Annotated in this window: 20 protein-coding genes and 1 tRNA gene; 7 read left to right on the top strand and 14 right to left on the bottom strand. The window is 73.4% G+C overall.

The window, feature by feature from the left end; genetic code table 11:
* Positions 1 to 132: 132 nt before the first annotated feature.
* The 4 genes from ehuA to ehuB are packed head-to-tail and all read right to left on the bottom strand — an operon-like array spanning position 133 to position 3,053.
* Entirely contained in the window at positions 133 to 873 is a 741-nt protein-coding gene (gene ehuA / locus EIZ62_RS21105; protein ID WP_244375867.1) for an ectoine/hydroxyectoine ABC transporter ATP-binding protein EhuA, read from the bottom strand.
* Positions 863 to 1,513 carry an ectoine/hydroxyectoine ABC transporter permease subunit EhuD gene (gene ehuD, locus EIZ62_RS21110; protein WP_156694202.1) on the bottom strand — a complete coding sequence of 217 codons (651 nt, stop codon included), beginning with the start codon at positions 1,511 to 1,513 and terminating at the stop codon, positions 863 to 865. The genes ehuA and ehuD overlap by 11 nt, the downstream gene beginning before the upstream one ends.
* Positions 1,510 to 2,169, bottom strand: coding sequence for an ectoine/hydroxyectoine ABC transporter permease subunit EhuC (gene ehuC, locus EIZ62_RS21115; RefSeq protein WP_156694203.1), 660 nt, complete (start codon positions 2,167 to 2,169; stop codon positions 1,510 to 1,512). The genes ehuD and ehuC overlap by 4 nt, the downstream gene beginning before the upstream one ends.
* On the bottom strand, positions 2,166 to 3,053 hold the full coding sequence (ehuB, locus tag EIZ62_RS21120; protein WP_167536404.1) for an ectoine/hydroxyectoine ABC transporter substrate-binding protein EhuB: 888 nt from the start codon (positions 3,051 to 3,053) through the stop codon (positions 2,166 to 2,168). Before ehuB ends, ehuC begins: the two co-directional genes overlap by 4 nt.
* Before the next feature lie 42 nt (positions 3,054 to 3,095).
* Between ehuB and EIZ62_RS21125 the strand changes: the two genes are divergently transcribed.
* Positions 3,096 to 3,593 (top strand): DUF3830 family protein, encoded by a 498-nt coding sequence (locus EIZ62_RS21125; protein WP_156694204.1) that lies wholly within the window; start codon positions 3,096 to 3,098, stop codon positions 3,591 to 3,593.
* A gap of 14 nt (positions 3,594 to 3,607) precedes the next feature.
* Here the strand turns inward: EIZ62_RS21125 and EIZ62_RS21130 are convergent, their stop codons facing one another.
* Together EIZ62_RS21130 and EIZ62_RS21135 are read right to left on the bottom strand one after the other, a co-directional pair.
* Positions 3,608 to 5,005 carry an amidase gene (locus EIZ62_RS21130; RefSeq protein WP_156694205.1) on the bottom strand — a complete coding sequence of 466 codons (1,398 nt, stop codon included), beginning with the start codon at positions 5,003 to 5,005 and terminating at the stop codon, positions 3,608 to 3,610.
* On the bottom strand, positions 4,998 to 5,948 hold the full coding sequence (locus EIZ62_RS21135) for a D-2-hydroxyacid dehydrogenase (protein WP_156694206.1): 951 nt from the start codon (positions 5,946 to 5,948) through the stop codon (positions 4,998 to 5,000). Before EIZ62_RS21135 ends, EIZ62_RS21130 begins: the two co-directional genes overlap by 8 nt.
* Positions 5,949 to 6,007: 59 nt before the next feature.
* Between EIZ62_RS21135 and EIZ62_RS21140 the strand changes: the two genes are divergently transcribed.
* From EIZ62_RS21140 to EIZ62_RS21150, 3 genes are read left to right on the top strand one after another with little or no spacing between them, the layout of a single operon-like run.
* Positions 6,008 to 6,811, top strand: coding sequence for a maleate cis-trans isomerase family protein (locus EIZ62_RS21140; protein ID WP_156694207.1), 804 nt, complete (start codon positions 6,008 to 6,010; stop codon positions 6,809 to 6,811).
* Positions 6,808 to 7,527, top strand: coding sequence for a maleate cis-trans isomerase family protein (locus EIZ62_RS21145; protein WP_156694208.1), 720 nt, complete (start codon positions 6,808 to 6,810; stop codon positions 7,525 to 7,527). The genes EIZ62_RS21140 and EIZ62_RS21145 overlap by 4 nt, the downstream gene beginning before the upstream one ends.
* A gap of 58 nt (positions 7,528 to 7,585) precedes the next feature.
* Positions 7,586 to 8,674, top strand: a complete 1,089-nt coding sequence (locus EIZ62_RS21150; RefSeq protein ID WP_156694209.1) for an LLM class flavin-dependent oxidoreductase — start codon at positions 7,586 to 7,588, stop codon at positions 8,672 to 8,674.
* 371 nt (positions 8,675 to 9,045) lie between these two features.
* Here EIZ62_RS21150 and EIZ62_RS21155 read toward each other — a convergent pair whose 3' ends face one another.
* A complete protein-coding gene (locus EIZ62_RS21155) occupies positions 9,046 to 9,435 on the bottom strand; it encodes a nuclear transport factor 2 family protein (protein WP_167536405.1) in 390 nt (129 codons plus the stop codon).
* Positions 9,436 to 9,526: 91 nt separating this feature from the next.
* Here EIZ62_RS21155 and EIZ62_RS21160 point away from each other — a divergent pair, with 91 nt between their 5' ends.
* Positions 9,527 to 10,432 carry a LysR family transcriptional regulator gene (locus EIZ62_RS21160; RefSeq protein ID WP_156694211.1) on the top strand — a complete coding sequence of 302 codons (906 nt, stop codon included), beginning with the start codon at positions 9,527 to 9,529 and terminating at the stop codon, positions 10,430 to 10,432.
* Here the strand turns inward: EIZ62_RS21160 and EIZ62_RS21165 are convergent.
* A complete protein-coding gene (locus EIZ62_RS21165) occupies positions 10,419 to 12,275 on the bottom strand; it encodes a putative bifunctional diguanylate cyclase/phosphodiesterase (RefSeq protein WP_156694212.1) in 1,857 nt (618 codons plus the stop codon). The genes EIZ62_RS21160 and EIZ62_RS21165 overlap by 14 nt on opposite strands.
* 342 nt (positions 12,276 to 12,617) lie before the next feature.
* Here EIZ62_RS21165 and EIZ62_RS21170 point away from each other — a divergent pair, with 342 nt between their 5' ends.
* Positions 12,618 to 13,859, top strand: coding sequence for a M6 family metalloprotease domain-containing protein (locus EIZ62_RS21170; RefSeq protein ID WP_156694213.1), 1,242 nt, complete (start codon positions 12,618 to 12,620; stop codon positions 13,857 to 13,859).
* Positions 13,860 to 13,928: 69 nt separating this feature from the next.
* On the opposite strand, the gene EIZ62_RS21175 is transcribed toward EIZ62_RS21170, so the two are convergent.
* The 6 genes from EIZ62_RS21175 to EIZ62_RS21200 form a co-directional block, all read right to left on the bottom strand.
* Positions 13,929 to 14,002, bottom strand: a tRNA-Lys gene (locus EIZ62_RS21175).
* A complete protein-coding gene (locus EIZ62_RS21180) occupies positions 13,993 to 14,589 on the bottom strand; it encodes a bifunctional DNA primase/polymerase (protein WP_156694214.1) in 597 nt (198 codons plus the stop codon). The genes EIZ62_RS21175 and EIZ62_RS21180 overlap by 10 nt, the downstream gene beginning before the upstream one ends.
* Before the next feature lie 143 nt (positions 14,590 to 14,732).
* Positions 14,733 to 15,086, bottom strand: a complete 354-nt coding sequence (locus EIZ62_RS21185; protein ID WP_156694215.1) for a hypothetical protein — start codon at positions 15,084 to 15,086, stop codon at positions 14,733 to 14,735.
* A gap of 97 nt (positions 15,087 to 15,183) precedes the next feature.
* Positions 15,184 to 16,521, bottom strand: a complete 1,338-nt coding sequence (locus tag EIZ62_RS21190) for an AAA domain-containing protein (RefSeq protein WP_156694216.1) — start codon at positions 16,519 to 16,521, stop codon at positions 15,184 to 15,186.
* Positions 16,518 to 18,107 carry a hypothetical protein gene (locus tag EIZ62_RS21195; RefSeq protein WP_156694217.1) on the bottom strand — a complete coding sequence of 530 codons (1,590 nt, stop codon included), beginning with the start codon at positions 18,105 to 18,107 and terminating at the stop codon, positions 16,518 to 16,520. Before EIZ62_RS21195 ends, EIZ62_RS21190 begins: the two co-directional genes overlap by 4 nt.
* Complete coding sequence (locus tag EIZ62_RS21200; RefSeq protein ID WP_156694218.1) at positions 18,098 to 19,222, bottom strand: hypothetical protein; 1,125 nt, start codon at positions 19,220 to 19,222, stop codon at positions 18,098 to 18,100. Before EIZ62_RS21200 ends, EIZ62_RS21195 begins: the two co-directional genes overlap by 10 nt.
* A 119-nt stretch (positions 19,223 to 19,341) precedes the next feature.
* On the opposite strand from EIZ62_RS21200, the gene EIZ62_RS21205 reads away from it, so the two are divergent.
* A complete protein-coding gene (locus tag EIZ62_RS21205; protein WP_156694219.1) occupies positions 19,342 to 19,938 on the top strand; it encodes a histidine phosphatase family protein in 597 nt (198 codons plus the stop codon).
* The last annotated feature ends 19 nt before the right edge of the window (positions 19,939 to 19,957 follow it).

The following is a 19,957-nucleotide window of genomic DNA, read 5'->3' on the forward strand; positions in this document are numbered from 1 at the left end:
CGTACCACGATAGCCGCCAAGAGCCGTTTCGTGGGCTCCTGTTGGCAAGAAACTGTCCCGCCCCGTGCGCCTGGGCAGGGGCGGGACACCGAGACATATGCCAGCGGCAAACTTCCGGTCAGTAGGGAGAGGTCAGAGCACCGCGCCGAGGAAGTCGCGGGTGCGTTCATGCTCCGGTTCGGAGAAGATTTTCTCCGGCGTGCCGGACTCGATGACCTTGCCGGAATCGAACATGAAGACCTCGTCGGAGATGTCCCGGGCGAAGTTCATCTCGTGCGTCACGCACAGCATGGTGATGTCCGTGCTGCGCGCGATGTCGCGCAGCAGGTCCAGCACTCCGGCCACCAGCTCCGGGTCGAGCGCGCTCGTCACCTCGTCCAGCAGCAGCACCCGCGGGCGCATCGCCAGCGCGCGGGCGATCGCCACCCGCTGCTGCTGGCCGCCGGAGAGCTGGGCGGGTCTGGCGTCGCACTTCTCGGCCAGTCCCACCAGGTCCAGCAGTTCACGGGCGCGTTGCTCGGCCTCGTCCTTGTCCAGGCCCAGGACCCGTACCGGCGCCTCGGTGATGTTGCGCAGCACGGACATGTTGGGGAACAGGTTGAACTGCTGGAAGACCATGCCGATCTTCTTGCGCAGCTCGCGCCGCTGCTTCTCGTCGGCCGGGTACAGCCGGCCGCCGTTGACCTGGATGACGCCCGAGTCCGGGCGCTCCAGCGTCATCAGCATCCGCAGGATCGTCGTCTTGCCCGAGCCGGACGGCCCGATGAGCGTGACGTGCTTGCCCTCCTCGACCGCGAAGCACAGGTCGTCCAGGACGGTGTTCTCGCCGAAGCGCTTGGACACGTTCTCGAAACGGATCAGTTCACTTGACAAGGCGGCGCTCCAGGGAACGTACGAAGAGGGAAGCCGGATAGGCGATCAGGACGAAGGCGACACCCACGACCGTGAGCGGCTCGGTGTACTGGAAGGTGGAGGCGCTCTCCAGCCGGGACTGCTGGAGCAGTTCCAGCACGCTGATTCCGGCCAGCAGCGGCGTGTCCTTCAGCATGGCGATGACGTAGTTGCCGAGCGCCGGCGCGATGCGGCGCAGGGCCTGCGGCAGGATCACCGCGAACCAGGTCCGGTGGGCCGGCAGGCTCAGGGCGGTGGCCGCCTCCCACTGGCCGGCCGGTACGGCGTCGATGCCGGCCCGGTAGACCTGCGCCGTGTACGTCGAGTAGTGCAGGCCGATGGCGAGCGTGCCGGTGGTCAGCGCCGAGAACTGCACGCCCCACTCCGGCAGCACGAAGAACAGGAAGAACAGCTGTACCAGCAGCGGCGTGGTGCGGATGAACTCGGTCACCACGTGCACCGGCCACCGCACGAAGCGGCTCGGCGCCCGGAAGGCCGCCGCCCACACCAGCCCCAGCGAGAACGAGATCAGCGAGCCGAGCACCAGCACCTGGAGGGTGACCAGCAGCCCGTCCCAGAAGCGCGGCATGAAGTCCGCGACCGCGGACCAGTCCCAGTTCATCGGACCGCCACCCCCAGGTTCGCCTTGGTCTTCCGTTCGAGGGCCTTCATGGAGCGGGTGATGACGAACGCGATCACGAAGTAGATCACCAGGATGACGGAGTAGATCTGCGCGCTCTCCTGGGTGGCCAGGCGCACCAGATACGCGGCGAAGGACACGTCGCCCACCCCGAGCAGCGACACCAGCGCCGTGCCCTTGAGCAGCTCGACGAGAAGGTTGCAGAAGCTCGGGATCATCTCGGGCACCGCCTGCGGCAGCACCACGAGCCGCATCCGCTGCCACGGCGTGAAGCTGAGCGCCACGCCCGCCTCCGTCTGCGCCTTCGGTACGGAGTTGAGGGCGCCGCGGACGATCTCGGCGCCGTACGCCCCGTACGACAGGCCCAGCGCGAGCACCGCGGCCCACATCGGCACCAGCTGCCAGCCCAGCAGCGGCGGCACTACGAAGAACAGCCAGAACATGAGGATCAGCGCCGACGTGCCGCGGAAGATCTCCGTGTACGCGCCCGCCAGGAAGCGGACGAACAGGGAGCGGTGGGTGCGGGCCATGCCGACGCCGAAGGCGACCACGGCGGCCAGCGCCGCGCTGTAAACCAGGAGCTGGAGGGTGATCCAGATGCCGGGCAGTACCCAGTTCTGCCAGAGTCCGGCGGTCATCGGCACAGCTCCTCGGCGGTGAGGGTGGTCATCTCGGCCTCCGTGAAGCCGAAGGGCCGCAGGACGCGGAACAGCTCGCCGCTCCTCTTCATCTTGTGGATCTCGGTGTTGAAGGCGTCGCGCAGCTCGGTGTCGGTGGGGCGGAACGCGAAGCCGCCGCCGTCGATCTTCTTCTTGCCGTCGACGACCGCGGCGAAGGGGGCGGTGGCCTCGGCCCGGCTGCTCTTCTTCACCACCTCACGCGTGGTCAGGGCGGTGCCGGCGAAGACGTCGACGCGGCCGGACTCGACCGCGTTCAGCCCGGCGACCTGATCCTGGAGAATGACGATGTCCTTCTCGGGGTACCCGGCCGCCACGGCGTAGTCGATCTCCGCGTACCCGGTGCCGGTGGCGAACCTGGCCCCGGTGCGCACGACGTCCTCGTACGAGCGGAGGTTCTTGGGGTTGCCCTTGCGGACGATGAAGGAGTCGAGCATCTGGTACTCGGGGTCGGAGAAGATGACCTGTTCGCAGCGCTCCTTGTTGATGTACATCCCGGCCGAGACGACGTCGAACTGCTGGGAGTTCAGGCCGGGTATCAGGGAGGCGAAGTCGGTGGCGACGGGCTGGACCCTTCCGACGCCGAGGCGCTGGAAGACCACCTTGGCCAGTTCCGGTGCCTCACCGGTGAACTCCCCCTCCTCGTCGACGTATCCGTAGGGCACTTCGCCCGCGATGCCGAGCCGGACGGTGCCCTGGGATCTGAGCCGGTCGAGCGCGTTGCCGGAGGCGACCCGGCTGCAACCGGAGGCCGCGACGGCGCCCGTGGCAGCCGCGGCGGAGCCGAGCAGCAGGGTGCGCCGCCGTAGGGGACCTGTTCTGAATCGACGAACTGTTCGAGCCATGGGCGCGCCGCTACCCGGTTCCCGGCTGGGTATGTCTCCAGGATGGCCGACCGATACCTGACCGTGTCCCTGGACAAGCGCGGGGTGCGGTGCACCGCGAAACTGCTGGCCGACCGGGCCCCGTTGACCTGCGACGCGGTGTGGGAGGCGCTGCCGCTCGGGGGAGATGTCTACCACGCGAAGTACGCCCGTAATGAGATCTACGCCCTCTTCCCCGCGTTCGCCGACCGGGAACCCCCGCTGGAGAACCCCACCGTGACCCCGATACCGGGCGATCTGTGCTATTTCACCTTCCAGGGGACCGAGTTGGGGACGGCGGCGTACGGGTACGGACGCGACGACCTCGCCCGCCGGCCCGTCACCGTCGACCTCGCCCTCTTCTACGAGCGCAACAACCTGCTCCTCAACGGCGACACCGGCTGGGTCCCCGGCATCGTGTGGGGCACGGTGGTCGACGGCCTCGACCGCATGGCCGAGGCCTGCCACGACCTGTGGCGCGCCGGCGCGCTCGGCGAGACGCTCAGCTTCCGCCGCGCCTGACCTGGGGACCCGCCCTACGGCTGCGGGGCGCCCGCCGCCCCGCACGCGTACAGCGCGTGCGCCGCCCGCAGCACCGCCTCGTCCCGGTGCCGGGCGGCGACCAGCTGGAGCCCCACCGGCAGGCCCTCGCCGTCCACCCCCACCGGGACGGACGCGGCAGGCTGCTGCGTCAGGTTGAAGGGGTACGTGAACGGCGTCCACGACGTCCACCGGCGCGACCCGCCCGGCGCCTCCACCCCCGCGTCGAACGCGGTCAGCGGCAGCGTCGGCGTCACCAGCACGTCGTACGTGGAGTGGAACCGGCCCATCCGCCGGCCCAGCGCCGTCCGCGCGTCCACCGCCGCCAGGTACTCCAGCGCGCTGTACCGCGCGCCCCGCTCCGCCACCTCCCGCAGCCCCGGGTCCAGCAACTCCCGCTGCTCCGGCCCCAGACGCTGCACCAGCCGCGCCGCCCCGCTGAACCACAGCGTGTGGAAGGCGTCCACCGGATCCGTGACGTCCGGATCCGCCTCCTCCACGTACGCGCCCATCGCCGCCAGCCGCTCCACCGCCGCCCGCACCAGCGCCGCCACGTCCGGCTGCACCGCCACCTGCCCGCCCAGGGACGGCGAGTACGCGACCCGCATTCCCTTCACGCCCTCCTGATACGCGGCGCCCACCGGCCGCGCCGGGCCCAGGTGCGACCAGTCCCGCCAGTCGTCACCACTGATCACGTCCAGCAGCAGTGCCGCGTCCGCCGCGTCCCGGGTCATCGGACCCGTGTGCGACAGCGTGCCGAACGGACTCGACGGATAGACCGGCACCCGCCCGTACGTCGGCTTCATCCCGAACACCCCGCAGAACGACGCCGGAATGCGGATCGACCCGCCCCCGTCCGTCCCCAGCGACAGCGCCCCGGCCCCCAGCGCCACCGCCGCCGCACTGCCCCCACTGGAACCACCCGCCGTCCGCGACGGGTCGTGCGGATTGCGGGTGACCCCCGACAGCGGCGAATCCGTGACGCCCTTCCAGCCGAACTCCGGCGTCGTCGTCTTCCCCAGGAACACCGCCCCCGCGGCCCGCATCCGCGCCACCGGCGGCGCGTCCTCGTCCCACGGGCCGTCCCGGCGCACCGTCCGCGAGCCGCGCAGCGTCGGGCCGCCCGCCTGGAGCAGCACGTCCTTCACCGTCACCGGAACCCCGTCCAGCGGGCCCCGCGTCTCCCCGCGCCGCCACCGCTCCGCCGACGCCGCCGCGCCCGCCAGCGCCTCCTCGGCGTCGACCCGCACGAACGCGTTCACCAGCGGCTCCACCGCCTCGACCCGGTCCAGCGCCGCGCGCACCGCGTCCACCGGGGAGAAGTCGCCCCGCGCGTAACCGTCGAGGAGCTGGCGAGCGGTCAGGTCCGTGAGGAACGTCGTCGGCTCAGTCATGCACGGGTACGTACCCACGTTTCTTGTCCACCACGTTCGGCAGCGGCCGCCCGGCCTCCCACAGCTCGAACATGTCCACGAACTGCGCCCCCAGCCGGTCCCGCCAGCCCACCGTGTCCCCGCTCATGTGCGGCGAGACGATCAGCCCCGGCACGTCCCACAACGCGCTGTCCGGTGGCAGCGGCTCCTCCGCGAACACGTCCAGCGCCGCCCCCGCGATCCACCGCTTGGCGACCGCCGTCATCAGGTCGTCCTCCACCACCAGCTGCCCGCGCCCCACGTTGACGAACCGCGCCGACGGCTGCATCAGCCCGAAGCGCCGCGCGTCGAACATCCCCCGCGTCGACTCCGTCAGCGGCGCCGCGCACACCACCCAGTCCGCCCGCGTCAGCAGCAGGTCCAGCTCGTCCACCCCGTGGATCCGGGGCCGCGCCGTCCGCCCCACGACCGCCGTCCGCACCCCCAGCGCCCGCAGCGTCGAGGCGACCGCCCGGCCGATCGGGCCCGCCCCCACCACCACCGCCCGGCTGCCCGCCACCGGCAGCACCTCGCGGTGCCGCCAGCGCCGCTCCCGCTGCAGCTCCAGCGTGCCCGGCAGATCCTTCGCCATGGCCAGCACCAGCCCCGCCACGTACTCGGCGATCGGCTCCTCGAACACGCCCCGCGCGTTCGTCACCACCGTGTCCGACGCCACCAGCTCCGGACACAGCAGCCGGTCCACGCCCGCGCTCGGCGTGTGCACCCAGCCCGGCCTGCGCCCCTCGCCCGGCCACGCCGCGCGCACCGCGTCGGACGTGAAGTCCCACACCAGCAGCACGTCGGCGGACGGCAGCTCGGCGGCGAGGGCGCTCTCGTCGGCGTACCGGACCCGGACCCGTCCGGTCAGCCGGCCGAGACGGGGCGGAGGATCCGCCCGGAGGACGAGAAGTGTGGGCAGCGACATCGATTGACCACGGTCGCACCCCGCCCTACCTTCGTCAACACGACGCTGGGGGGCTCGCGATGGACGTCTCCTTCCTCGGCGGACCGGCGCCCCAGCACGGCGTCGGCGTCGTCGCCCCGTTCGACTTCGCACTCGACCGTGAGCTGTGGCGCTGGGTGCCCGGTGACGTGTCGCTGCGCCTGACCCGCACGCCGTACGTCCCCGTCGAGGTCTCGCTCGACCTCGCCCGGCTGGTCAGCGAGCACGAGACGCTCACCGACGCCGTACGGGCCCTGTCGGCAGCCGAGCCGGAGGTCGTCGCCTACGCCTGCGCCTCCGGCAGCTTCGTCGGCGGCCTCGCGGGGGAGCGGGCCATGAGCGCCGCGATGACCCGGGCGGGTGACGTCGCCTCGGTGACCACCTCCGGGGCGCTCCTGGAGGCCCTGGCCGAGCTGGGCGCACGCCGGGTCGCGCTCGTCACCCCCTACACCGAGTCCGTCACCCGCGCCCTGGAGGACTATCTCCGGGAAGCCGGGGCAGCCGTCACGGGGCGGGCCTTCCTCGGGCTGACCAGACACATCTGGAAGGTGCCCTACCGCGCGGTGGCCGACATGGCGCGGCGGGCGGTGACCGGCGCGGCCGACGCGCTGTTCATCTCCTGCACGAACCTGCCCACGTACGACGTGATCCCGCAGCTGGAGGCGGAGCTGAGGATGCCGGTGCTGTCCGCGAACCAGGTCACCGTGTGGGCGGCGCTGCGCCGGATCGGCGCGCGTGCCGTGGGCCCGTACCAGGCGCTGCTGATGGACCGGCCCGCCCCGGGCCCGGCGGCGGTGTCACCTGACGTGGCGGTGGAACCCGAAGGACAGGAGGGCGTGACATGACGACGGTGGGCCTGCTCTACCCCGGGCACTCCGGCGAGGACGACTACCCCCGCATCGAGGCGCTGCTCACCGGCGTCAACGTGCCGCTCGTCCACACCGACATCGGCGAGGACGCCCACCGGCTCGACGCGCTGCTCGAGATGGGCGCGCCCGACCGGCTCTCGGCCGGCGTGGAGGAGCTGCGCCTGTCCGGCGCGGAGTCGGTGGTGTGGGCGTGCACCAGCGGATCGTTCGTGTACGGCTGGGAGGGCGCCCACGAGCAGATCCGCGCCCTCGCCCTGGCGGCCGGGCTCCCCGCCTCCAGCACGTCGTTCGGCTTCGTCCACGCGGTACGCGAGGTGGGCGCCGGGCGGGTCGCGGTGGCGGCCACGTACCCCGAGGACGTCACGGAACTGTTCGCCCGCTTCCTGAAGGACGCCGGTGTCGAGGTGGTCGCCTCCCGGGCGGCCGGCGTGATCACCGCGGCCGAGGTCGCGACCTGGGCGCCGGAGCGGGTGGTGGAGTTCGTCCGGGCGGCCGACCACCCCGCCGCGGAGGCGGTCCTCGTGCCGGACACGGCCCTGCACACGGTGGGGTGCCTGCCGGAGCTGGAGGCGGCGGTCGGCAAGCCGGTGCTCACCGCGAACCAGGTGACCGTCTGGGAGGGCCTGCGGCTCGCGGAGCGGCGGGGGGCGTGGTCGGCGGAGCTGGGCGCGCTGTTCGCCCGGAAGGAATAAGCGGAGAGGTCCTCCTGTTAGCCGGGTGTACGTATTACCTGCGCAGGAGGATCCACCGGTGAGTGACGACGCGATACGAGGCACGGACGCGGTTCGCGGGGTGACGTACGGGACCGCGCCCGTGCCCCTGTCCGTACTGGACCTGGTGACCGTGGGCAGCGGCCGGACCGCCGGCCAGGCCCTGTCGACCAGCGTCACCCTCGCCCAGCTCGCCGAGCGGCGCGGCTACCACCGCCACTGGGTGGCCGAACACCACTCCATGCCCGGCGTCGCCTCCTCCTCCCCGGCCGTCATCCTCGCCCACCTCGCCGCCCACACCTCCCGCATCCGGCTCGGCTCGGGCGGCGTCATGCTCCCCAACCACGCGCCCCTCGTCATCGCCGAACAGTTCGGCACCCTCGAAGCCATGGCACCGGGCCGGATCGACCTGGGCCTCGGCCGGGCGCCCGGCACCGACGGCGCCACCGCCGCCGCGCTGCGCCGCACCGAGCGGCTCAGCGAGGGCGCCGACGAGTTCCCCGAGCAGCTCGCCGAACTCGTCCGGTTCCTCGACGACGACTTCCCGGACGGGCACCCGTACGCCCGGATCCACGCCGTACCCGGCCCCGTGCAGGGCCCGGCCGGGCGCCCGCCGGTGTGGCTGCTGGGATCGTCCGGGTTCAGCGCGCGGCTGGCGGGCATGCTGGGGCTCCCGTTCGCCTTCGCCCACCACTTCTCGGCGCGCAACACCGTCCCGGCGTTGGAGCTGTACCGCGACTCCTTCCGGCCCTCCGCGACGCTGGACGCGCCCTACGCGGTGATCGGGGTCGCCGCCCTCGCCGCGGACGACGAGCGCGAGGCGCGGCGGCAGGTCCTGACCGGCGCGCTGTCGATGCTCCGGCTGCGCACCGGCCGGCCCGGCCTGATCCCGACGCCGGAGGAGGCGGAGGCGTACGCGTTCAGCGCCGCCGAGCGCGACTTCACCGACGGCTGGCTCGCCACCATCGTGCACGGCACGCCCGACGCGGTCCGGGACGGCCTGGACGCCCTCCAGAAGCGCACGGGCGCGGACGAGCTCATGATCACCGCCAACGTCCACGGCGCGGAAGCCCGCCTGCGCTCCTACGAACTCATAGCCGACGCCTACGCCCTCCCGGACGGCCTCTGAGCCCTTCGCGCCCCCGTCCACCCGTTGTGGGCAATCGTCCCCGCCGGTCTCGTTGTAGGCAGTCGTCCCGCTGGGGCGATGGGGGTCCCCCCTGCTCGAGCGAAGCCGAGAGCTTGGGGGAGGGTGGGCACAACGGACCGGGGCGGTGCCTCGTGCCGGTGACCCCCGGTGGGGGTGGGGCGGGGCCCCTCCGGGCTCGCCTCCTCGGGGCCGGCGGCCTCGGGTCAGGAGTAAGGGAGCCCCGGTAACGCCGCCAGCCCCTGCGGGGGCGACCCTGCACGGCCCCGCCCGGTTGTACGCCGACTGCAGGCGGGCGGTGGGTGAGGGCACGGCCCCACCCCGGGTACGTCGCCGGGCTCGGGCCGTGGGTGCTAGCCGCCCACCAGGACGTTGAAGAACTCGTCGACCGCCGCCTGGTCCGCCGGAAAGTGCCGGATCTCCGCGATGCGTCCCCGGTCGATACGGAAGACCAGCACCCAGTCCATGGCGATGTCCGTGCCGTCCCCCCGGTGGCTCTCACAGTGGTGGACCTCCACCACATGGGTCTCGTCGGCCCCCGTGTACCGGACGTCCGCCGTCAGGTCGCCCGTCGCCAGGCCCTCGAGGTACGTCGTGATCCCGTCCGCCCCGCGGTGGCTGCCCGCCAGCGGGTGGTCGCCCGGCACGTGCCACACCGCGTCCGGCCACAGCACCGCGTCGAGGTCGCCGGTGGCGTACCCGGCCCAGAAGCGCCTGATCAACTCGATGTTGGGACTGCTCATCTGGACTCTCCCCGGCCGGTGGCTCGTTGTGCGATCAGGTTCCCGCCGTCCGGCTGCCCCGGTCCAATAGCCGCATCCATAACCTTGTGGCATGGACATCGACACCCGGCTGTTGCGGTACTTCGCCGCCGTCGCCGAAGAGGGCCATCTCACGCGCGCGGCCGAGCGGTTGTTCATCTCGCAGCCCGCACTGACCAAGCAGGTGAAGCAACTGGAGGCGCAGCTGGGCGTCGAGCTGTTCGTACGTTCCCGAAACGGCATGACCCTCACCGCGGCGGGTGCCGCGCTGGCCGCGGCCGTGCCCGCCGTACTCGACGCCTGGGGCACCGCGCTGAGCGCCACGAAGGTGGCGGCCGCACGGGCCGCCCGGGTGCTGCGGGTGGGGTTCGTGGCCTCGGCGGCCAACGAGCTGACCCAGCACATCATCGCCGAGTTCGCCCGCCGCCGCCCCGGCTGGCGGGTGCGCATGCTCCAGACCGGCTGGGACGACCCGACGGCCGGACTCGCGGGCGGCGCGGCGGACGTGGCGCTGCTGCGGCTGCCGTTCCCGGGCCAGGAGCGGGTGGGCGTGGAGGTGCTGCTCACCGAGGACCGCTGCCTCGCGCTGCCGGCCGCGCACCGGCTGGCGGACCGCGAGGTGATCGACTTCCACGAGGTCCTCGACGAACCGTTCGTCGCCACCCCGGACGCCTCCGGCTGGTGGCGGGACTACTGGCTGGCCGTCGACGCGCGCGAGGGGCACCCGGTGACGGTCGGCGCGGTGGCCGGGAACCCGGACGAGTGGCTCAACGCCATAGCGAACGGCTACGGCATCAGCCTCACCCCGGAGGCCACCGCCCGCTTCTACCAGCGGCCCGACGTGGTCTACCGGCCGGTGCGCGGGGTGAGCCACAGCCAGGTGGGCGTCGCCTGGGTGCGTGAGGGGGAAGTGCCGCAGGTGGTACGGGACTTCGTCCGCAGTGCAGTGACCGTGAGCCGGCGGGTCAGTCCGGGCTGATCCCGATCAGTTCGGCGATCCGTTCCGCGGCGACCGCGCGGGAGTAGAGCCAGCCCTGGCCCGTGTCGCAGCCGATGCGGCGCAGCCGGGCCGCCTGGCCGGACGTCTCCACGCACTCGGCGGTGACGGTCAGCCCCAGCCGGTGCGCCAGCTGCACCAGGGCCTCGACGATCACCTCGTCGGCCGGGTTCGGGTGCTCCTCGTCCTGGAAGCCCCGGACGAAGGACCCGTCCAGTTTCAGGACCGACACGGGGAGGCGGCTGAGGTAGGCGAGGTTGGAGTAGCCGGTGCCGAAGTCGTCGATGGCGATCCGTACGCCCATGTCGCTGAGCGCCTGGAGGGCCTGGAGCGGGCGTCCGGCCGAGCCCATCACCGCCGACTCGGTCAGCTCCAGCTGGAGCAGGTGCGGGGCGAGCCCGGTCTCGGCGAGGATCTCGGCCACGTCCGCGACCAGGTCGGAGTCCCACACCTGGCGTACGGCGACGTTCACGCTCACGAACAGCGGGCGCTCGCCGGGGTGGTCGAGCTCCCACCGCCGGGCCTGGAGGCACGCGGTGCGCAGCACCCAGCGGCCGAGCTGGACGATCGACCCGTCCTCTTCAGCAATTCCGATGAACCGATTCGGCGCCAGGCAGCCGAACTGCGGGTGGTTCCAGCGGACCAGCGCCTCCACGCCCCGCACGGTGCCGTCCGACATCCCCACCAGTGGCTGGTACTCCAGGGCGAACTCGCCCCGCTCGATCGCCGGGCGGAGGGTGGAGGAGAGCGCCTGCCGGGTCATCCGGTGGGCGTTGCGCTCGGGGTCGAAGAGCGTCCAGCGCGCCTTGCCGTCGGCCTTGGCCCAGTACAGCGTGGTGTCGGCGGCCTGCATCAGCCCGTTGACGGTGGTGCCGGCGGCGGTCCGTTCGACGACCCCGATGGAGGCCGAGACCGACAGCCGCTGTCCGGCGAGGTCGAACGGCCGCTGAACGGAAGCCAGTACGGAGCGGGCGAGGTCGGCGAGCTGTTCGGTGCCGGTGGAGTCCTCGACGAGGATCGCGAACTCGTCGCCGCCGAGCCGGGCCACGAGGTGCCCGCCGCCGCGGGTGTGGCCGTCGCCGTCGGCGCACTCGGTGAGCCGGGCGGCCACCGCGGCCAGCAGCCGGTCGCCGACGCGGTGCCCGAGGGTGTCGTTGACCGCCTTGAAGCCGTCGAGGTCCAGGTAGCACAGGCCGATGCGGCCGGTGCCGCCGTCGTCGTACGAGGAGTTCTCCAGCGCGGAGGTCAGGCGCTCGAAGAACAGGGTGCGGTTGGGCAGCCGGGTCACCGGGTCGTGCATCTGGAGGTGCCGCAGCCGGGCCTGGAGCTGGCGACGGTCGCTGATGTCCGCGATCGACAGCAGTACGCCCCGGCCGGCCGTGACCGGCGCGACGGTCACCTCGGCCCACAGGGAGCGCCCGTCGGGATGTTTCAGGCGGCGCGTGCACCGGAATCTGGAGCGGCGGCCGCGCAGCACCTCGTGGTACGCGTGCCAGGTGCGGCTGTCGGACGCGAGGTCCACGAGGTCGGCGGCGGCCTGCTCGCGCAGGGACGCGGTGTCCGTGCCGAGGAGGGTGGCCAGGGCCTCGTTCGCGGTCACCACGTGCCCCTCGGGGTCCACGACCGCCATGGCGATGTGGGCGGCGTTGAAGGCGGCACGGTAGTCGTCCGCGGCGGGCCCGTCGGGCGTCTTCGCCGGGACGCGAGCGACGGCGGCCCAGGGGCGCGGTTCCTCGACAGTTTCATCACTCTCTGTGACCGGCCGCGGGGCGGTTCCGGTCGGTGAGACTGCCGCAGCTCCCGGTCCTTCGGAGGTTCCGTTCACGGCTCGCTCCCGCAAGGCAGTTGTGACGCACAGATGTGGTCGGGATGGGTCGGCCTGGAAAGTGTGCCGATCATAGAGGCTCTCGCGGCGGCCGTTCCAGCGCCGCCACCGCGTGAGACGGGTGGGGTTGTTGTGAGGAACTCGCCCCGCTCATGCGGCCGATCGTTTCTGCACGGGTGTGGCGCGGCGCCGTTCTGCCGTGACCGGTTGTGACTGTCGGTGAACTTCCCGGACCGGTGCGGCGCGTCGGCCGCTCACCCGAGTGGGGCAGCGGAACAGGGCGTAACGCCACAAATCAGCACAGGGTGGTGGGACGTCCCGTATGCCGCACCGGAGGTCGACGTGGAGGGTCAGCAGACACCCGACGGAGTGGAACGCCGGCGCCTGCGCACCACCGCCGCGGGCCTCTTCGCCCTCGTCGCGCTCGCCGCCACCGGACTCGTCGCCGGTCCCGCGAGCGCCGCGCCCGCGGCGGGCCCATGCGCCCTCCCGCGCACCGACGCGCATCACTCACTCGGCCTCGACACCTGGAACGGCGCCTACCCCAAGCCCACCCGGCGGCTCGACGCCCTGATGGTGTTCCTGTCGTTCCCGGACTCCCGGCCGCTGACCGCCCCCGATGCCCTCGCCGCCGACTACTTCCCCGCCACCAGCCACTTCTTCCAGCGGGCCTCCTACGGCAAGTTCAGCCTGCGGCCCCACCCGCGCCGCGACTGGATCCGGATGCCGCACCCCTCCACCGCGTACGCCATACGGCGCGACTGGGAGCCGGAGCGGCGCGCCGCCTACCTCAAGGACGCGCTCGCCGCCGCGGACCCGGTGGTCGACTTCTCGCGGTACGACATCGTCTACCTGGTGGCCGACCCGGACGCGCCCGGTGTCGACTCCGACGCCACCAAGGTCGTCAACTTCAACACCCCGCTCCACGCCGACGGCACCCCGATCAAGCGCGTGGTCACCGTCTTCGAACGGCACCCGCCGGACCGCAACGTCCTCGCCCACGAGACCGGCCACGTGTTCGACCTGCCGGACCTCTACCACCGGCCGATGGACGGCAAGGGCGACTGGGACACCCATGTGGGTGACTGGGACGTGATGGGCAGCCAGTTCGCCCTGGCCCCGGAACTCTTCGGCTGGCACAAGTGGAAGCTGGGCTGGCTCGACCGGCGCCAGGTCCACTGCGTGGGTGAACCGGGCAGCAGCCGGTTCACGCTGGAACCCCTCGCCGCCGCGCCCGAGCGGGGTGCCTCGGTCGGCACCCGCCTGGCCGTCGTCCGGACCGGCAGCAACACCGCCCTGGCGATCGAGGCGCGCGGGGCGACCGGCAACGACCGGGGCACCTGCACCGAGGGCGTGCTGATCTACCGGGTGCGCACGGACGCCGTGTCCGGCGCCGGCCCCGTGGAGGTCATCGACACCCACCCGTCCACCGACGCCTGCTTCGACCGGTCCGTCTACCCGCCGCTGGCCGACGCCCCCCTGCGCGTGGGGGAGACCTTCACGGTGCCGGGGGAGGACGCCCGCGTCGAGGTCGCCGACCGGACGCCGACGGGCACCTGGACCGTACGGGTCTCGGTGCCGTGACGGCTCCCCGGTCCGGGCCCTGCGGCAACGAAAAAGCCCCTCGCTCTCGCGAGGGGCTTTTCCCGTCTGTGCGCCGCCAGGGACTCGAACCCCGGACCCGCTGATTAAGAGTCAGCTGCTCTAACCAACTGAGCTAGCGGCGCCTGCTGACGTCGTAGACCTTAGCACCCTGATCGGCGGGAGGAAAAATCGAAACCCGCACCCCCGCGGCCGCCCCCGCCCGTGCCGCCCGCACACACGCCCACAGGACGACCTCCGGCCCCGGCAGCCACGGATGCCGGGTGTCCGGCGCCACCAGCCAGCGCGGTACGCCCGTGCCCTCCGTGCCCCCGGGAACCAGCGGCGGGACGGTCACCGCGTCCCCGGTGCCGTGGCAGAGCAGCGGCGGCACAGCGCCGCCCCACTCCTCCCAGCGGAGCAGCGACGGCAGCCGGTGGGCCGTGCCCGGCGCGGTGAACAGCAGCATCCGCCCCCGGTGGACGGCGACCGGGCCCGAACCGGGGCCCTCGCCCCACAGCCGGTCGAGCATGCGGCGCCCGAAGACCGACTCCACGCTCACCACGTCGAAGGCCGCGCCGCACGGCAGCACCGCCGGCGCGGTCGGGCGCGCCTCCCACAGGGCGAGGGTGGAACGCGGGTAGGCCGCCGCCGACGTCAGCCAGTCGGCTCCGGCCGCCGTGACCTCGGTGGCGTGATCGAGGGGCGATTCGTTTCGCAGCCATGCGCTCATGGCAACCAGATGTACCGGCGGTGACGGGGCGGTTTCGGGGAGTTGAGAAAAACCGGGACAGGGTGGGGCGGCAAGGAGTATCTTGCGCCCGCCCCCGTCATATGCCACCCGGCTGGCCGGGAACTACCGGGTACGTGGGTTGGCTAGTCCTCGCCAGGGCGGCCGCCGCCGCGGAGCAGGTCACGACCGAACTCGATCATCTTCTTGGCGTAGTCCTCGGTCCACTCGGCGCGCTCGGCCACGTCCGCCGCCGTCAGCCGGTCGAACCGCCGCGGATCGGCGAGCTGCGCGGCCGCCACCGCCTGGAACTCCACCGCCCGGTCGGTCGCCGCGCGGAACGCCAGCGCCAGCTCGGTGGACCGGGCGAGCAGCTCCCGGGGGTCCTCCATCGACTCCAGGTCGAAGAAGTGCTCGGGGTCGGAGGCGGCCTCCGCAGGCTCGAAGAGCAGGGGCGCCGGCCTGAGCCGCCGCTGCTCGCTCCGCTCGGTCTCCGCCATGAACGTCTCCTCTTCGCACGACGCGCTTCCCCCACCCGCGGGGACGCCCCCGTCGTGATGGACCACCTTCCATTCTCCCGCCCGGCGCAAGTACGCCCTACGGCGACCACCTCACCCGGTGTTCCGACAGGTGCGACAGGACCGCGTGGTTGGCTTCCCAGCCGTCCGGGAACTTCACCGTGACGCCGAGCTGGACCGGTTCCGTGGAGGGGTGTTCGTCCAGGAGGTCGGCGACGCCCGCGCGGCAGACGACGACGCAGGCGTGGCGGTGGCGGGAGGCCAGGACGCAGAGGCGGCCCGTCTCCAGGTGGAAGGCCGTCGCGTCGGGGCGGCCCGACAGGGGGTGGAGGACGACCGTCACGTCGTACTCCCGCCCCTGGAGGCGGTTCGCCGTGTCGACCGTGACGCCCGCGACGCCCAGCTCCGCGAGCGCGGCCCGCACCGCCGCCGCCTGGTCGCGGTGGGCGGTGCCGACCGCGATCCGGTCCGGGGTGAGCGGCACCGGGTCCGCCGACCGCTCCGAGACGGCCGCCCCGCCGCGGTCCAGCAGCCGCCGCACGACCAGCGCCACCGCCCGTACCGCCTCCGGGTCCGTGCGCGGTGTGTGCCGGGCCGGCAGCTCCAGCAGGCCCCAGCCCGACGCGGCCGCCTCGTCCAGCACCCGGTCCGGGCCCGAACCGTCCGACGGCACCCCGAAGGACAGCCGCCGGTCACCCGGGCCGGTCCCGCTGCGGAACGGCGTGTACGGGTAGAAGGCGTCCGAGACGAGGGGCGCCGCCGACGCCGGGAGCCGCCACGAGACCGGCAGCCGGTGCTGCGGCAGGTCCGGGTTGTGCGCCAGCAGCGTCGACACCGCGCTCGCCGACGGGTCGTACGACAACCCGGCCCACTGGTCCGCGCCGACCACCGAGAACGGGTCCAGCTGCCCCGGGTCACCCACGAACAGCGCCCGCTCGAACAGCCCCGCCACCGCCAGCAGCGCGTCCGACCGCATCTGGTACGCCTCGTCGACGATGGCGTGCCCCCACGGCTCGACGCCCTTCACATGCGCCCACTTCGCGGCCGTGGAGATCACCACGTCCAGCCCCGCGAGGTCCGCCGCCCTGGCCGACTTCCGTACGCCCGCGAGGTCGTCGAGCGCCTTGTCGTACGGGTCGGCGTCGTTGCTGTGCAGCCGGCCCACCGGCAGGTCGGGCTCCTTCTCGGCGAGGCGCAGGACCAGGTCGTCGACCTGGGCGTTGGTCTGCGCGACGACCATCAGGGGCCGGCCGGCCGCCGCGAGCTCCAGCGCGGCGCGCACCACCAGCGTGGACTTGCCCGCGCCGGGCGGCGAGTCCACCACGACGCCCCGCGCGTCGCCGTGCAGCGTGTCGTCGAGGATGCGGCGGGTCGCCCCGGCGGCCTCGGCGGACGGGTCGAAGGCGGTGGACGTCACAGCAGGTCCTCCGGGGTCACGGGGTCGGGGCTCTCGGCGGCGTCGGCGCGCGGCGGGCCACCGTGCGTCCACGGCGTCTCCTCCGGGTCCGGCAGCTTGGGGCCCACCCGCTGGTCGTGCTCGAACAGCGTCCACACCAGCCGGTCGCCCTTCTCCGGCACCGACCCCGCGGCCGGCTCCTTGCCGCGGCCCATCCGGTCCAGCAGACGCAGTACGGCCGACCCGTCCTCCTCGTACCGCACGAACTGTGCCGTCTGCGGCTTGCCGTCCAGCGACCGGTACACCTTCACGGACTCGCCCAGATGCGGCCGGTCGTCCGTGCGCACCGTCAGCAGGGGCCGGGGCGACGGCCGCTTCGACTCCGACCAGGCCATCGTCACGTCGACCACCTCGGCCACGAACGCCTCACCCGTCAGCCGCCGTCCCGCCATCACCAGGGGGTCGTCCAGCGCCTCCTGCGCCTCCGCCTGCGTCTGGGCGCTCTCCCGCGCGGCCAGCTTGTTCGCCGCCGTCACGGCGTCGTCCCGGCGGGGCTGCGGCGGCTCGCCCGCCCGGACCCGGTCGCGGTGACCGGTGAACGACCAGCGGTCCCGGGTCCACCGGTCCGCCACCCGCGCGCCCGCCGGAAGCCCGCGCACCAGGTCGAGCGCCCGCCACACGGCCTGCCAGGTGGGCCGCAGCTGGGTGAGGACCAGCCGCCGCACCTCCCGCTCCGCCCGGTGCAGCTCGCCCAGCCGCTCGTCGGCGGCCTCCCCGTCCTCGGCCGACGCCAGGGCCTGCCGCGCCCGGTCGTACCGCTCGATCGCGGGCGCCAGCAGCCGGTTGTCGAACGCCGGGTCGGTCGCCGGCCCGGCGGGCGGGCACAGCAGCTGACCGTCCCGGTCCCGGGCCAGCTCGGCCCGCAGCGCCGCCTCCGCCCCCGACCCGCCCTCCGGCGCGTCGATCCAGGCGAGCAGCGCCCCCAGGTGCTGGTCCTCCAGCGACGACTGGCCCGTCGCCCAGTGCCGGTTCAGCAGGTCCGTCGCCGCCAGCAGCAGCGACGACCCGGGCACCCGGGCCCGCTCCCCGTAGTGCGTCAGCCACCGCCCCAGCAGCGGGACGCGCGGCGGCGCCGGGAACGGCGTCTCCGGGTCCTGTTCGGCGGTGCGCCGGAACCGCGTGGAGCGGCCCAGCAGCCGGACGTACTCGACGCCCGCGCGGCTCGGCACGACCAGCTGCGGCGCGTCCGCGCACAGCTCCACCTCGACCTTGACCTTCTTCCCGGTCTCCGGATCGGTCTCGCTGCGCTCGGCGGCCTCGACGTCGTCGGCGTACCCCTCGAGGTGCGGCAGGACCGCCTCCGCCAGGTCGGCCAGGAACGCGAACCGCATGTCCCGGTCGCGCGGCTGCGGCACCACCAGCAGCCGCGGCTCCTCCGGGTCCGTCCCGACCAGCGCCCCCAGCGGCGCGCCCGCCTCACCGGCGGTCGTCAGCGGTACGAGGACGAGCGGCCGGTCCGACACGTGCCGGTGCCGCACCGTGGCCAGCGGCTGGGCGCGCCCCGACTCCACGGCCTCCAGCCGGGCGAGCGTGGAGATCAGCGACATGCGCCCACCGCCTCCAGCGACTCCGCCCGCAGCTCCGCCGCCCGCCGCAGCGCGGCCACCGCCGGATCGTCCGGGTCCCCCGACTCGCCCCGCGCCGCCGCGAGCACCGCGCCGACCGTCGTCAGCCCGCCCAGCTCGCCGCGCACCGAACGGCCCAGCGCCTCCACCGCGCCCGCCTCCCGGGCCCGGCCGCGGCAGTGGAACGCCAGCTCGCACGCGGACAGGCACTCCGGCGCGTACGCGTGCGGAACCGCCTCCACCGAGGCGGCGAGCCGCTCCGGGGAACACGCCTCCACGTCGAAGGACACCCCCTCGGGCAACCCCGCCGCGATGTCCTCGATCCGGGTGAGCCGGGCCAGCTGGCGCCGGGTCACGGACAACTGCTTGCGGACGTCGACGACCGAACCGGTGGGCTGGTTGGAGAAGTCCTTCGGGCACACCAGCAACACCGAATGCCCCACCGACGCGCCCCCGGTCACCGCCGCCACCCGCTCCAGCGCCAGCACGTACACCGCCGCCTGCCGGGCCGCCGCGCCGACCTTCGCCGCGTCCGCCGACCCGTCGATCATCGGGAACGACTTGATCTCGACGACCGTCCACCGCCCGTCCGGCGCCACCACCACCGCGTCCGGCTCCAGGTAGGCGGGCGAACCGGCCACGTCCAGGGCCAGCATCGGGTGGTCGAGCAGCGACCACGCCCCGGCGGCGGTCGCCTCGCGCAGCTCCAGCGCCGTGCGCGCCGCGCGGCCCTGCGGCCCGGCCGCCGCCAGGTCCGGCACCCGCACCCCGTCCGGCTTGGCCACGCCCAGCAGCCGCATCAGCTCCAGCCCGCCGTCGGCCTTCACCTTCGCCTCGAACGCGTTGCCCCGCATGAACGCGAACTGCGACTGGCCGAACCCCGAGGGCGAGCCGAGCGCGGACGCCAGCGCCGCCTTGTCGACCCCGGCGCCGTCCAGCAGCGCCCGGCGCCGGCAGCCCGGATTGGCGGCCAGCGCCGCCAGCGCACGGGCATCCAGCGGATGCGGCGCGGCGGCCGGGCCGCGCAGCTCGGCGAGCTGCTGTCGCAGTGTCGTCTGCGGACGCGGGACGGGTCCGCTGCCCAGGGAATCGCTCACCCGCGGAAGTCTCGCATCCGCCACTGACAACCGGGGCCGGGACCGCCCGCTTGGTCGCCCCGCGCGCCCTTGGGCGATGATGGGAGGACACCCAAGGCGAGACCTCAGGAGAGCCCCTCATGGCACCGCGGATCCTGCTCGCCCGGCACGGCCAGACCGAATGGTCGCTGCTGGGCAGGCACACCGGCCGGACGGACATACCGCTGCTCGAGGAGGGCCGCCGGGGCGCGAAGCTGCTCGGCGAGCGGCTCCACCGCGGGCCCTGGGACGGTCTGGACGGCGTCGAGATCCGCACGAGCCCGCTCTCCCGCGCGCGTAAGACCTGCGAACTCGCCGGCTTCGGCGACCGCGCGGAGCGCTGGGACGCGCTGATGGAGTGGGACTACGGCGCGTACGAGGGCATGACGCCGCCCGAGATCAAGGCGAGCCGGCCGGACTGGTTCATCTGGCGCGACGGCGTGCCCGACGGCGAGACCCTGGCCCAGCTCTCGGACCGCGCGGACCAGGTCGTCGCCTGGGCGCGCTCCGCCGACCGGGACGTCCTGGTCTTCGCGCACGGCCACATCCTGCGCTCCATCGCCGCCCGCTGGCTGGGCGAGCCCGTCTCGTTCGCGGCCCGCATCCGCCTCGACCCCACGAGCCTCTCCGCCCTCGGCTGGGCCTACGGCGCCCCCGCGCTGGAGCGCTGGAACGACACGGGGCACCTGGAGGGGTAGCCCGGCCCGGCGCCCATGA

Source organism: Streptomyces ficellus, assembly GCF_009739905.1.
Taxonomy (GTDB): domain Bacteria; phylum Actinomycetota; class Actinomycetes; order Streptomycetales; family Streptomycetaceae; genus Streptomyces; species Streptomyces ficellus_A.